At 40.4% G+C, this 13861-nt stretch carries 17 protein-coding genes; 4 read left to right on the plus strand and 13 right to left on the minus strand.

The genetic code is table 11. The features are described 5' to 3' along the window. Positions 1-191 precede the first annotated feature (191 nt). Positions 192-659: an RNA recognition motif domain-containing protein gene (locus tag PAUR_RS17250; protein WP_192508984.1), complete on the plus strand. Its 468-nt coding sequence runs from the start codon at positions 192-194 to the stop codon at positions 657-659. Here PAUR_RS17250 and murI read toward each other — a convergent pair. Next, positions 649-1437, minus strand: a complete 789-nt coding sequence (gene murI, locus PAUR_RS17255) for a glutamate racemase (RefSeq protein WP_192508985.1) — start codon at positions 1435-1437, stop codon at positions 649-651. The genes PAUR_RS17250 and murI overlap by 11 nt on opposite strands. A 73-nt stretch (positions 1438-1510) precedes the next feature. Next, positions 1511-2605, minus strand: coding sequence for a DUF5610 domain-containing protein (locus PAUR_RS17260; protein WP_192508986.1), 1095 nt, complete (start codon positions 2603-2605; stop codon positions 1511-1513). A 186-nt stretch (positions 2606-2791) separates the two neighbouring features. Between PAUR_RS17260 and trmA the strand changes: the two genes are divergently transcribed. Next, positions 2792-3889: a tRNA (uridine(54)-C5)-methyltransferase TrmA gene (trmA, locus tag PAUR_RS17265; RefSeq protein ID WP_192508987.1), complete on the plus strand. Its 1098-nt coding sequence runs from the start codon at positions 2792-2794 to the stop codon at positions 3887-3889. Positions 3890-3898: 9 nt separating this feature from the next. Here trmA and PAUR_RS17270 read toward each other — a convergent pair whose 3' ends face one another. The 5 genes from PAUR_RS17270 to ccoG all read right to left on the minus strand — a co-directional run bounded on the left by PAUR_RS17270 (position 3899) and on the right by ccoG (position 8168). Then, positions 3899-4354: a DUF523 domain-containing protein gene (locus PAUR_RS17270; protein ID WP_192509206.1), complete on the minus strand. Its 456-nt coding sequence runs from the start codon at positions 4352-4354 to the stop codon at positions 3899-3901. A 60-nt stretch (positions 4355-4414) separates the two neighbouring features. Next, on the minus strand, positions 4415-5044 hold the full coding sequence (locus PAUR_RS17275) for a thiol:disulfide interchange protein DsbA/DsbL (RefSeq protein ID WP_192508988.1): 630 nt from the start codon (positions 5042-5044) through the stop codon (positions 4415-4417). A 15-nt stretch (positions 5045-5059) separates the two neighbouring features. Then, positions 5060-5683: a thiol:disulfide interchange protein DsbA/DsbL gene (locus PAUR_RS17280; protein ID WP_192508989.1), complete on the minus strand. Its 624-nt coding sequence runs from the start codon at positions 5681-5683 to the stop codon at positions 5060-5062. A 15-nt stretch (positions 5684-5698) separates the two neighbouring features. After that, positions 5699-6673 (minus strand): serine/threonine protein kinase, encoded by a 975-nt coding sequence (locus PAUR_RS17285; protein WP_192508990.1) that lies wholly within the window; start codon positions 6671-6673, stop codon positions 5699-5701. A 67-nt stretch (positions 6674-6740) separates the two neighbouring features. Beyond that, positions 6741-8168 carry a cytochrome c oxidase accessory protein CcoG gene (ccoG, locus tag PAUR_RS17290; protein WP_192508991.1) on the minus strand — a complete coding sequence of 476 codons (1428 nt, stop codon included), beginning with the start codon at positions 8166-8168 and terminating at the stop codon, positions 6741-6743. A gap of 281 nt (positions 8169-8449) precedes the next feature. On the opposite strand from ccoG, the gene PAUR_RS17295 reads away from it, so the two are divergent. Further along, positions 8450-8797, plus strand: a complete 348-nt coding sequence (locus PAUR_RS17295; RefSeq protein ID WP_192508992.1) for a hypothetical protein — start codon at positions 8450-8452, stop codon at positions 8795-8797. 11 nt (positions 8798-8808) lie between these two features. After that, positions 8809-9012: a hypothetical protein gene (locus PAUR_RS17300; RefSeq protein WP_192508993.1), complete on the plus strand. Its 204-nt coding sequence runs from the start codon at positions 8809-8811 to the stop codon at positions 9010-9012. 197 nt (positions 9013-9209) lie between these two features. Here PAUR_RS17300 and PAUR_RS17305 read toward each other — a convergent pair whose 3' ends face one another. From PAUR_RS17305 to gspJ, 6 genes are read right to left on the minus strand one after another with little or no spacing between them, the layout of a single operon-like run. Next, positions 9210-9803: a UPF0149 family protein gene (locus PAUR_RS17305; RefSeq protein ID WP_192508994.1), complete on the minus strand. Its 594-nt coding sequence runs from the start codon at positions 9801-9803 to the stop codon at positions 9210-9212. Between the two features lie 2 nt (positions 9804-9805). After that, positions 9806-10564 carry a type II secretion system protein N gene (locus PAUR_RS17310; RefSeq protein WP_192509207.1) on the minus strand — a complete coding sequence of 253 codons (759 nt, stop codon included), beginning with the start codon at positions 10562-10564 and terminating at the stop codon, positions 9806-9808. 2 nt (positions 10565-10566) lie between these two features. Further along, positions 10567-11040, minus strand: a complete 474-nt coding sequence (gspM, locus tag PAUR_RS17315; protein ID WP_192508995.1) for a type II secretion system protein GspM — start codon at positions 11038-11040, stop codon at positions 10567-10569. Beyond that, complete coding sequence (gspL, locus tag PAUR_RS17320; RefSeq protein WP_192508996.1) at positions 11037-12245, minus strand: type II secretion system protein GspL; 1209 nt, start codon at positions 12243-12245, stop codon at positions 11037-11039. Before gspL ends, gspM begins: the two co-directional genes overlap by 4 nt. Continuing rightward, positions 12242-13222, minus strand: a complete 981-nt coding sequence (gene gspK, locus PAUR_RS17325; protein WP_192508997.1) for a type II secretion system minor pseudopilin GspK — start codon at positions 13220-13222, stop codon at positions 12242-12244. Before gspK ends, gspL begins: the two co-directional genes overlap by 4 nt. Further along, positions 13219-13860, minus strand: a complete 642-nt coding sequence (gspJ, locus tag PAUR_RS17330; protein ID WP_192509208.1) for a type II secretion system minor pseudopilin GspJ — start codon at positions 13858-13860, stop codon at positions 13219-13221. Before gspJ ends, gspK begins: the two co-directional genes overlap by 4 nt. Between the last annotated feature and the right edge of the window lies 1 nt (position 13861).

Genomic DNA, 13861 nt, shown 5'->3' on the forward strand with positions numbered 1-13861 from the left:
CTTTTTTTAAAGTTTCTACTTGTTCGAACAAAAAAAGCGCAAAGTTCGCAATATTTTCCATTTTCGCTTATTTTTAATGCAGTATTCTTCGTTAATTGCAGTTTTATTATTGCGAAGTTTATATATATCGCTAATATAGCCACTCGTTTTGTTAAATTAATGTTTATCCCCTGTTTATTGGTAGATCAATTATGAAATCATCGGATCAAAAGCCTTTTATAATCACCATTGCACTTGCTGTCTTTGGTTTTCTTACGTTGCAATTTGTTTTTTCTAATATTGCATTAAGCGCACCTATCTTATTTGCTGCTGGTATTCTTTTAGGAGGTTTAGTTGTTATATTTACTTCTAATGAGCCGCAAGAAGCAAAGCAAGAAGTTAAAACTAAAACTCTCTACGTGGGCAATTTGCCTTATAAAGCCAATGAAGGCATCGTACGAGAATTATTTTCAGAACAAGGACAAGTTTTTAGCGTTCGTCTATTAAAAGACAAAAACACAGGTAAACGTCGTGGTTTTGGCTTTGTAGAAATGGCCGAGCAAGATGCTGACAAAGCTATTTCAGCATTAAACGACCAAGAGTTCCAACAAAGAACGCTTAAAGTAAGAGCTGCAAAACAAAAGCAGTATGATGCGGAAGAAGAAGAGGCTAATAGCTAAGGTTTAACTGCAAGATGACACGATCATCAGATCTTACTTTATCAGGAGCCGTTGCATAAAATTGTAATGGCTTTTTTATTCTCTCTTCACTAGACCCTTGTGTATTATTTGGATGTGCCAAAATAGACAACACACGTCGAGCAATTGCCTCTCCTGAATCCACAAGTTTAACGTTACTGCCATAAAATGATGCCAAAGCAGCTTTTAAAATAGGGAAATGCGTACAACCAAGTACAATGACGTCTACACTCTGATCAATATTGAGTGTTTGAAGTTCAGCAAATACCACATTATTGTCAAGCTCTTGTTGCCAATAAGCAGCTTCGGCTAACGACACTAAAACGGTTGAATGATGTGAGTCAACTTTACAATTCTGTGCAAACTCCTCTATGAGTCCGTACGTATATGCATTGCTTGATGTTGCGGGCGTTGCCAACAAGGCGATATGCTTTGAGCTACTCAGCAACACACCGGGTTTGATCGCTGGTACGACCCCAACAATTGGAATATTCGTTAATTGACGTGTTGCATTTAGTGCTGCGGTTGACGCTGTATTACACGCAATAACAATGAGATCCACTTGAAGATCTAATTCTTTAATGCGTGTAACTAACGCTGCAAGTCTCGATTTAATAACAGCTTCTGATTGTAAACCATACGGTAATAGTGCGTTATCCATCACATAACTAAATTGTGCATGTGGGAGCTTAGATTCAAGATGCTGTAAAATACTGGTTCCACCAATCCCCGAATCAAATACCAATACATGTGGTGACACAACTATACTCCGCCATTATAAAGTGACGCGCAGTGTGCCACGCACAAAGCAGAAAATGAATCCCTAATTATCGCTAACGCTCTTGAGGCCTATTCAATTGCGTAAAAAACCCCTCAGCATAATCTAAAAAATTATTAAGCCTATCTTGACCATGATTCATCCATTCCAAAATATCTGGCAGTTGGCTCTCTAATCCAAACGACTTTGCAGTTTCATTGATCGTTTCTAATTGTTTATCTAGAGGTTGTAGTGCTTTCTCTAAATCTTTAAGCGGATTACTTTGTTGATATTGGCTAATTGCCGCAGTAGTTTTAGTTTGTCTCAAATCCATCGTAAAGTTAGCTATTTGATCACTGCCTATATTCAACTCTTTTGCTTTGTCGAATGCTTCATCATAGTCGCCGCCGAAGAAAGAGTCGCTGACGTCTCGAATATCTTTCATCATCTCATTAATGGCTTTTTGCTCATCTTCGTTCAGATCTCCATTCACACTGATCGAAAAGCTCACTTCTTGCCTATTTTTCTCAGCATACGCAAAGCCTTCTCGGTTGCCCTCTTTTGCATAACTCGCACCTTGGCTCTGAGAATAAGCGTCACTAAAAGTAATTTGTACTTCATCCCCTTCTGCCGTCGTAAAAGTATAATCAGCTTGGTTTGCTAAACTCGCATATTGCGCTGCACTTACTGACATTTTGTCTGGCTGAGGTTCAAACAATGACTTTTCGAATTCATCTAAGCCATTAAAAATACCTTCTTTAGACTTTGCAATACCTTCGCCAATCTCATCATTAAAAATACTACTTTCTTTTAGCTCATCCGTTGCTTCGTCTATGCCCATCAGCACACCTTTGCGCGCCTCCCCTAGCATATTTCGCAGTTCGTCATCGTCTTTACCGTCTGCTTTAGCTTTATTAACTGCGCCTTTCACAAAATCCAAAACATTTTTGACAATCGACTCAAAGTCAAACAGTGGCTTCTCTTTTTCTGGTTTTTTCTCAATACCAAGAGCTTCAGCAAGCTTGTCGTCTAAAAACTTTGCAGCCAATTTACTTTTGTCTCCAGAGTAACTATCTGCATTATTCTGAATGGTCGGCATAAATGGTTTGCTATTCCCTGCTCTAAACGAGCTGGCAGGGTTAAGCAATTGATTAAGTTGTCCTATTTTCATGATGTGGCTCCACACGGTGAAACTAGTAGGCTAAAAGAGCCAACTACAATGCCTTTATTATCGGCAGGTTTAAATAAAGCTTAAGTTATTTAGTATAGAAAATAAGCGCATTTTTCGCGATACACTGGACAAATCCCTAACGGTGCCTAAAATAGCGCGTCTCTATATAGTAAGGTAATTCTGATCATGGCCGTCATAACAATTGATACTTCCACTTATGCCCAGCAACTTGAAGAAAAGCAGCAGCGTATTTCTCAACAATTCGCGCGTTTTGATGCTCCTGATTTAGAGGTATACGATTCTCCGAAAACACAGTATCGCCAACGCGCTGAATTTAGAGTATGGCATGAAGGTGATGATCTATACCACATCATGTTTGATCAAGCGACGAAACAGAAAATACGCGTTGAACAATTCGATCCAGCTGCCCCCCTTATCAGTGAGCTAATGTCCGTTATGATGGACAAATTACGTCACAATGAAATACTGCGTCGTAAGCTGTTTCAGATTGATTACCTATCTACGCTAAGTGGAGAGATTCTCATTAGTTTACTTTATCACAAACCACTAGACGAACAGTGGCAAGCAGCAATGGAGACGCTACGGACTGAATTAAAGCAAACCTATAAAGTTGATTTTATTGGGCGTGCTAGAAAACAAAAAGTGATCTTCGAACATGATTATGTGACCGAACAATTAAATGTCAATGGACAGACCTATACCTACCAACAAGTTGAGAATAGCTTTACCCAACCTAATGCCGTTGTGAATGAGAAGATGCTCGCTTGGGCACAGTCACTCTGTGTACCATTAGAGAACGATTTACTTGAGTTATATTGTGGTAACGGGAATTTTTCGATTGCTCTGGCTGGTAGTTTTAATAAAGTGCTCGCAACAGAAATATCTAAACCGTCAGTTCACTCAGCACAATTTAATATTGCCGCAAATAAGGTAAACAACTTGGATATCTTACGAATGTCTAGTGAAGAATTTACCCAGGCAATGAAAGGCGAGCGTAGTTTTTCGCGATTAAATGGCATTGAACTTAAAGATTACAACTGTCAAACAATCCTAGTTGACCCACCCCGAGCTGGCATGGACGAACTAACCTGCCGTCTTGTCGCCAATTACGACAATGTGATTTACATTTCATGTAACCCAGACACACTCGAACGTGATTTAGAGTTACTCTGTGAAACGCATAGTGTTTCGCGTATCGCTATTTTTGATCAGTTCCCATACACCCACCATGTTGAGTCAGGTGTATTTCTACAACGTAAATAAGCGCTTTCATTAAAGTGATCTCAGCGCTTTACTCAGTGCTGGGATCTGCTCCTCACTAAAAACACGAATACCATTTTGCTCTAAGAGCTTCGCAGTCCAACCCATGCCTGCAACTTTATTACCTGTAAACGACCCATCATAAATCGTATTTCTGCCGCATGATGGGCTCGACTCCTTCAACAAAGCAAAACGTATATTGCTTGCTAAACAGTGAGCTAAAGCCAATTTTGCACCTCTTGCAAATTCATCTGACACGTCTACTCCTGTTACAGTGATTATCTGTGACATCAAAATTTCGGCTGCGTCTCTAGGAGTAGGTAACCCACCGGCCACCTCTGGACAAAATGATACCACGCGTTGTTGCTCACACAACTGAGATATAAACGGATCGTTCAGCCGCTGTGCCTGACCATCATATCGAACCGGCTGCCCAAGCAAACAACTCGACACCAAAACCTTTTCCATCATGACTCTCCTAAACAAAAAAACCCCGCTTATGCGGGGCTTTTTAAGTCTAACAAATATTTACTTTGCAGCAAGGTAATTGATTAGTTCACTAATTTGCTCTGGTGTGGTTGTTTTAGACTCGCGTAAACGCAGCTTATATTTACCATTAACAATAAAAGTAGGAACGCCTGTCAAAGCACGCTTATCTTGCATTTGCTTTTGCATTCTGACCATTTTCGATGCTTTTGTACGTACCGAAAAGCTCTTATACAATTTATCAAACTTCTCACCATCAACACCTTGCGCGACAAAAATATCTTTCATATCAGCAAGTTCATTAATTTTACCGCGCGTACCGTGCAAATGAGTGAAAATAGCAGTCACGATTTTATCTTTTTGTGGCAGTACCTCTGCGGTAGCTAACGCATTGCTCATAATCTTCTGCAATTTTTCATCTCGCGTACCAACAAAATCAACATGGCTTTTTTTGAACTTAACACCTTCATTTAGTTTCGGCTTAACTTTAGCAATCAACGGTTCAAATGCATTACATGCTGGGCAATAGAACGAAAAGTACTCCGTTACTTCTGGTTTTTTAGTGCCGCGCTCTGAGATCACTTCATAATGAACGCCCTCTTCAAATACAGCCGCATTGGCCAGCATCGGCATCATCATCGCTACCGCTGCCGCTTTAATTACTTTTAACATTAAATTCTCCAATCCTTATTTTTTTAATAAGTGTTTTACTAAGTCATTTAATTCGTCTTGGCTTTGTAACTCACTCACATTAATTTTATATTTATCATTTACTATAAAGGTAGGTACACCTGTTAGCGCTCCCGCCTTTGAAAACTTTTCTTGTGCATCTTGCATCGCTTTTTCTTCACTGATCACTGGCATGGTTGCTAATGCGGCGTCAAACTGTGCGCCCGTAATACCATTCACCTCTAATAACTTCTTTAAATCAGTAATGTTATCTAATGGCACTTTTTTCACATGAATACTATCGAACAGTTTCGCAGCAATATCATCACCCTTACCGGCATTTTTAGCCACAATGTAGGCATAACTTAAGTTACTTTGTACGTCTGCAGACAAGCCACCAAGGAAATTTACATGACTTTTTTCAAACACAGCCCCTTTTGGTAAATTATCCGCTAAAGCCTTCGCTACAGGTTCAAAACGAAAACAATGAGGACAATAAAATGAGAAAAATTCAGTTACCTTTGGTGAGGCACTTTTTTCAGTGGTCAGTGTTTGGTAATGTTTACCATCCGTAAAATCGGCTGCCATAACAAATAAGGGCAAACAAAATAATAATACTGCAAATTGTAATTTCTTTAACATCGGTCTCTCTCAAATTTATGGAATTAGTTTTATAGCGGGTTCATTTAATACCGCATATTGTTCTTTTAACGCTAAGACCTGCTGCTCCCAGTATTTGTCTGTAGCAAACCACGAAAAGTTCCGTGGAAATGCAGGATCTTGCCATCGAGTCGCAAGCCAGCCCATATAATGCACCATTCGCATCGCTCGTAAAGGTTCAATCAAACCTAATTGACGGTGATCAAAACTTTGAAATTCTTCATAGCCACACAGAAGTGTATCTAACTGCATCGCTTTTTCTTGTCTATCTCCATTTAACATCATCCAGAGATCTTGAATCGCTGGACCTTGTCGACAATCATCTAGGTCGACAAGTAACAATTTATCATTTGACCACAAGATATTGCCAGCATGACAGTCTCCATGCAAACGGATTTGGTCAGTTTTATAATATGTTTGTTCCGTTTTATCTATCAGCTGATCTAATATTGTCAAAAAAGGCGTTTCCATATATTTTGACAACAACTGGCTCGATAAAATAGCCTCTCGGGCATGATGTAAATAATCTTGTGTGTTAACTGTTGGCCTATGAGTGAACACATGATTTCCTGCAACACTATGTAAACGACCAATATAGCGCCCTAGCATCTCAAGCTGATCTAAGTTATCCATCTCAAATTGTCTCCCCCCCACACTTGGAAACAGCGTAAAACGGTAACCTTGATATTCAAATAAACTGGTGCCATCTCGCACAATTGGCGCAACTACAGGAACTTCAGCTTCAAGTAGATTAAGAGAAAACGAGTGCTCCTCATGTATTTGCTCGTTAGTCCAACGCTGGGGTCGATAGAACTTAACAACATAGCGGTAATTATCATCTGCTTTAAATTGATAGACTCGATTTTCGTAGCTGTTCAATGCTAACAAACCCGATTCTGGATAAATGCCAATGCTTTCTATCGCATCGAGAATTAAGTCTGGTGTTAAATTGGCAAAGCTAAATTCACTCATAGTACTCTCAAATATTAAAAAAGCGGGGTTAACCCCGCTTTTAACTCATACTAGGTAGTGTACTGAATTATCTTCCTTTAAAGAAGTTAGTCTGTTGTGATAACTGCTGTTCTGGGTTATCTATTGGCGCAATAACGAATGTAAACTCTGTTACTGGCTTGTTTAAGTCATACGGATCAATGATCACTGATAAAGGTAAATTCATAGAACGACCCGCGTCGACATGAAGTGATAATTTACCAATCACTTGGTAATGACTGAGCCCTTTAATCTCAACAGTATATGTTTGCGCGGATTGTGCTTTATTAATCACTTTTAGTGTGTAGGTATTTTCTACTAAGCCATCAAAGTTAACCCGATAAAGTTGATTTCGATCACGAATAATATCTAGCTCCATCGGTTTGCGCATAGCAATATTCATCACCAATGCTGCACATAAAACGATGAGGATGAGTAAGTACCCAACCAATTTCCCTCTGATGGGCTTAGTGCGTTCCGCTGAGCTCTCTAAATTCCGCTCTGTTGTGTAAGAAATAAGACCCGGAGCATAGTTCATTTTTTCCATTACGCCATCACAGGCATCTATACATGCCCCACAATTGATACACTCATATTGCAACCCGTTCCGTATGTCTATACCTGTTGGACAAACTTGTACACACAAATTGCAGTCAATACAGTCGCCAAGTTCTAACTCCTTTGGATCTTGCTTACGAGAACGAGGACCTCTCGACTCACCTCTGGCTTCGTCGTAACTTACCGTGAAAGTATCTTTATCAAACATCGCTGACTGAAAACGTGAATAAGGACAAATATGTAAACACATAATTTCTCTCATCCACCCTGCATTGCCATAAGTACAAACCGTAAAAACAGCAATACTCCAAAAGGCATAGCTGCTTGCTGTCAGCGCCAATAACTCAGGTAATAATGTACGAATAGGCGTAAAGTAGCCTGCAAAAGTAATTGCGGTATACAAAGAAAACAGCACCCAACTAATATGCTTAGCGGATTTTCGCCAAAATTTATCAAAGCTCATTTCTCGTTGATCGAGTTTTTTACGCTGATTAGCTTTACCCTCAAACTTTTCCTCAAACCAGATAAAAATGAATGTCCATACCGTTTGCGGGCATGTATAACCGCACCATACCCGACCATAGAAAGTAGTGACCAAAAACAAAGCAAATGCGGCAATCATTAAAATAAAAGCCAAAATAGTTAAATCTTGCGGGAGCAGTGTTAAACCAAAAATATTGAACTTTTGCTCAAACAAATCAAATAATACCGCTTGCTGTCCATGAAAGCTGATCCACGGCAACACCATAAATGCCAGCATGCCAATAAACCCGATTCTTTGCCGTAGTAACTGATGTAATCCTTTTACCGCACGTACATAAATACGATTACGAGGGTTGAATCTATCAGGTTGGAGATCATCCGGTTTCTGTATTTTGACCTCGGATGGGATATTCTTAATCTTTATTTGCTTGTCCATCTAAGCTCCTTAAGCCGCTACGATCGACAGGTTACTTGCTACAGTGACCCTATTATTCATATGGATATTATAAGCAAGCTTAGTAAGTTATGGATACAAAATCACACAAGAATCTCTAAACTGAGCAACACTTTACGATAAAACGATGCGCTTGGTGGTTAATTAATGAATAAAATGGCATTATTTGATCCAGTCTCTGAGCACTAAACTTGCTTTTAAAAGCAGCATTTTATTACACTAATAGCCGCAATTAAGCTATCAAGATCAAGGTTACTACCGTTATGAAGAAATTTTTAATACTCGTGATCATTATATTAGGGCTGTTTACCATTGATCACCCGTCGATTAAAGGACCTCGCGACACACTACTAAATCAAGGGATAGATGTATTAAGCGAGTCCAGTAAAATAACACGCAGCCCTGCGGCACAACAAGCGAGAGAAAGCGTTACACGCACCGTCTCTCTAAGCACTCAAGAACAAAATTACATCAATGAAGCACTGGCCACCGATGAAAAATTACGTGAATTTCATTTACGTTATTGCGAAGAAAATGACGTCAACCTTGACTTATACGCGCCTACTCTCATGCAGGTATGTAACGTTACTAGCAGTATATTGAATAAATAAAAAGGCAGATAATGGACTTTAGTCAATTAAATAAGCAGCGCGCGCACTCTTTCGATAAGCAACGCACTATTCTAAAAAAGCTGGGGAAAGGCAAAACTATTTTATGTGAAACGTGCCAACAGCCATTAACGCTTGATCTGGCGACAAGTAACACTCAACAGGGCATTATTTGCTGCGCTCAAGGCTGCACACATATTGAGTTAGAATTAGGTTAGTTAACCTCAGCTCTGGATAATCGACTTTGCCCAATAAAGCTATTTTTCTCACTCTCGGCGTTGCGTTCATTTGTAATAGCCCGCTATTACTGCATAAAAGCGCCTTGATATTGAACAAAATACCATCATTGGATTGTACGTAAGTTTGTTTACAAAATATTTCCTATGCCAAAACCCTTACCCAAACCTGAGGTTAGTTAAAAGTCATTCTCAGAGTCATATAAACCACTACTTATTGCAGTGGCTTCAATTAACTGTGCATAGCCACCCGCAAACTCGCCCGCCAGCTGCATTTGTTGTTGGATAAATAATGTCATATCGGTATTTGTTTGCTGACAATATGTTTTAACTTGCGACTCTTCTAAGGTAAAAAAGCTCAGTTGCTCAGTAGACATTTGTAAAGCTTGTTTCAGCTCTTCACTGACTTCTTGGGTATGTATGAGTCGCTCATAATAAGGGGTAACCCCCAATAAAAACCCTCGACTCCATTGCTGACAATCAAGGTAATGAGTGTCTTCATGCCACTTTAAACAAAAGCAATCGCTATAAACCTGCTCACTAATGTCATGATGTAATGCCATTAATGCAAAAACCACGTCTTCAGAAATCGCATCATCTTCGGCGGTTATTACCTTCATCCATTGCTCAACTTCCGTTGCATCTGGTGAGCAAATTTGAGCAAAAAAATAACCAGCTACCTGTTCTAAATTAAATGCCGTATCACGCGTTGAAAAATACTGATTTAACACCGCTTGTTGCTGTGCAGTATATTTAAAATCAATGCCATCCATAATTATAAGTTCACCGGATAACGGCCATCAGAGTCTGGTCTACCAAGAAACTTTACCGCATCATGCACTTCTTTTGGTAAAGAGGCCTGTGGCTTTATATTTCCTGCTACACGGAACTGAAAATGCTCTGCAAGTGTCGCATCCGCCTGTAAGCCTAGTGAATTATCTGGATCAACCAAAACCGAAATATTACCTGATTTACAACTCAAAGACCCGCCTAAAGCTCCAATGTCAAACCAACCACTGAGTCCTTGTACGCTAATACCCGGACTACGGATCTCGCCAGCTAACGCATTGCAATAAGGTGCACCGGTATTGAACGTATCAATATCCAGCAATACTCGTCCTTTCGCCTGTACAGGTAACGGCAGTGTAACTTGAGACATTGCTTGTTCAACGCTAAATCTCACTGTGGTATCACTGAGCTCAATAGATTGATTTGTGAGCCCCACAACGAATTGGCCATTTCCCGAAATCTCCTGCTTGTCTCGGGCATTACCAAAATTAATTTTGCCTTGCAAGTTGCCGGTAAGTAAAGCACTCGCCTGAACATCCCAGCGAACATTATTGAGCTGGATATTATTGACTCGAATTTCACTCACTTTACCTTGCCAAACAGTCCCCGATACCGAGCCTATATTTAGCGTAGGCGGAAGCTCTTTTTCTAATAACTGTAAAAGTATCGCTGCCGGCATGCTATAGATTGTAAATACAACAAATGCGAGTACAAACGCCAACAATAGGCCCATTATATTTTTCATCATCACTTCTCTAAAACCAATCTGCTAACGCGAACAAATCCGGGTAAATCATCTTGTGCAATATCAAGATTTTCAACCGTTAAGCCATGCGTATTTGTTAACTCATCAATCCATGCAATAAGCTGATTAAATTCAACCGTATCAATATTCACCCGCAGTGAGCCATCACTTGGCTGCATCTTACTAATATTAATGCCATATTTCCCACGAGTTCGATTCACCAATTGTGACAAGTTAACACGGTTCGTATTCTTAGTTGAAGCGCTCGATTTTAAGGTACCAACACTTGAATTTACCCAAGCAACGAGCTCTTGTTGACGAAGTTTGTCTTTTTTTGCTTTTTCAACGCCCTCGTTTAACGGCCTAAAGATCCCCATCACTAAAATGAAAATAATAAATATACCGCCAGCAACCATCACCAAGCGTTGTTCTTGCTCTTTTAGCGAGTGCCAATACTTCATAGCTTGTTGCTTCATGATTCACCTCTCAAGCGGATCTCACCAATAACCACATCGCCATCATTATTAAGTGATCCTTGCTGCACATTTAAGCCTCGTTGTTCTAAAATCGCTTTTACTTGGCCAAATACCTGAAAGCCACCGGCTTGCGCACGTACTCTCAACTCATTAAGACGACGATCATAGCGTATCGTTTCAGGCGTAAAGCTTTTAACCTCACCATACACGGCAACAAAATGATTTGTGAGCTCTAAAAACCCACCCTGCTCTGAGCCGCTCAATCCCGCTAACTCATTTTTTATTTGCTGTCTTAATAAGTGGGGACGAACCACTTTGCCAGGAAACGCTTTTTGATATACCGTTACAGCTTCAGCCTTGTATGCATCCGCTTGTGACTGCAACATAATTAGTTGCGTACTTTTCACCCCAATAAACGACACCACGGCAATGCTTGCTGCGATAAGCCCACTGCGCCAATCACGCCACCATTGAGGCTGCTTTTTCTTACCAGCAAATATCCCTTGTCTCAGTGTAAAGCCTTGGTGCTTTAGTTGCTTAGCAAATATTGCCAACGGTAAATCATATTCGCTTTCTTTGGCTACCTTGGGGGCAATATCTGGCAAAGTATCAGCAGGACTGTAATGCGCTATTTCAGCAGGAGCAAGTGCATGTAAATAATCTGCACCCCAGCTCTTTTCAATGGCACTCACCTGCCATTGCCCAAATCTACATAACCATTGATCTGCCAATTCAACCATCGCTAAAGCATTTTCTTCCGGTTCTGGCAATAACAGCGCATCAGGCACAATGCTATGTAACTCAATTTCGGCGGAATCAAATATCTCCAGCCAATCTTGTAGCCACTTTTGATCACATAAAGCAATTTGAATACTGTGTTGATCACCATCAGTGACGGGCTTACCAATGGCGATAAAAACATCATCAACATCACAGGCCAACTGCTCTTCAAGCATAAATGGCAAAGCTTGTTCTAGCTTACGGTTCCATTTAGTGGGCAATGCCACTGACTTGAGCTGCACCTGTGAACTCGGTAATAGCAACACGGTATCTCGTGGTGCTGCTTTTTCTGTCAGTGCACCTATCTCTGCACCATTTGCCAGTTCACCACTGGCGATTATTTGCTCATCATGCGTTGAAAAGATCAACCAATGCACTGAGTTTTGGTGTGACTGTCCGACTCGGATCACCAATTTTTCTGTCACTGTACGCCTCCAAATTTGCGCGCTAGTATAGTCGCCTGACCTTGGTTTATTTGTATAATTGAGGTCATAGTAAAAAGCCGTTCATCAAACTCGGCCTTCGCGCGTAACTTAAAATAATTGCTATCTACGGTAAATACCTTATCCGATTTACTGTCTTTGGAAGCGCCTTGATTGGCAGCTTCCGTGTAAAACTCATCGACTGAATCAAAACCCTTTTCTGGCCGCGCTGAAATAATCGCTTCAGCTTCGGACTTAGATAGTCCTTTCATCAACGCACTGAGTAATAAAGCTTGCTCTGATTTAATGGTATTTACATTCACTTTTAATTCGGTATTGCCTGGTATAACACATACATAGGGCAACAGCTTTTTCATAACTAACGGATTAAACCCCTTAATCACTCGTAATTCAGAAACTGAAGCAAGCAAGTTATTGGCTGTCAGATAAGGGGTCCTACGAGACATATATTCATCTTCTTCGGCGCCTGAGCGATATGTAATACTGTCTTGATCCAACCAATCATATACACTATCAGCTAACGCTTCTTCACTCTCATCTAAGGGTAGATCTTCAATATTTTTAAGCAGCTCTAATAAAGCTTTGTGGGCTGGATTCGTTTGATTGTTCGCTTGATTTTTATCTTTTGGCGCTGCTAACGCGTTCAAGTTCAAACAGGCTTGTAAATCTGTCACTTCCCCACTTAATGTCCCTTGATCAACAGGATAAGGAACTTCTTCACGCGCCCAAGGCTGATCAAGGTGTACTTTTTCGGTGTCTTCTTTCTTACTTTCCAGTAAGACCTTTTTCACTAATTCTTCTGCACCGTAGCTATACCATTTTGCTTGTTGATGGGTTTGAATATTTTGTGCTCTTTGCACTTGCACCATTAAATTAGCCGCCATTTCAGCTGCGATAGTCGCGGCCAAAGCGACAATAAATAATACAATGATAAGTGCTGCGCCGCGCTGCTGCTTCATGAGCGATCTCCACTGTTCTGCTCATTTGCACTCTGCTCTTTCCCATCTCCAGGAGTTAAAAATAAACGCCTAATGGGATCTGCATCTTTAAGTTGCAGCGTGACGGCAACCGCCAACGGCAAGGCTTTTTTCTTCCAATCTTCTTGCCATTTTTGCTTATCATCTAAAAACTCAAATTTTAGATCTTCCACATTTTTTAATACAATTTGTGAACGAGGTTCTGAACCATCAAGCTCATCCACATAAATTCTATAAATACGCTCTAAGTTATCATCAACCACCCGGTACCCAACGGCTTGTAACTCAGACCTAGGTAATAAGCTAATCGGATTTGTCCAACCATCACGAACAAAGACAATACCATCGTATTGGCTATTCATCTCATAACGCCCGTGAATGATATAACTTTCGTTGCTATCGCCTGACTCGTTGCGTACTTCACGCTTGGTCATTTGATTAAAGTCTTGGTCCATTAACCTAAACGTCGTTTGTAATGATTCTAATTCTCCAATAACATCCTCAGAGGCTTCTTTGGCTTTCAACGTCGAGTCTAATATTTGATGAGTCGCTAAAATAACAAACGCTAAAATGCCCAGCGCGACCATCACTTCTAATAAAGTAAAACCTCGTTGGCGCATC

It is taken from the genome of Pseudoalteromonas aurantia 208, assembly GCF_014858725.1.
In the GTDB taxonomy this organism is placed as follows: Bacteria; Pseudomonadota; Gammaproteobacteria; order Enterobacterales; family Alteromonadaceae; genus Pseudoalteromonas; species Pseudoalteromonas aurantia.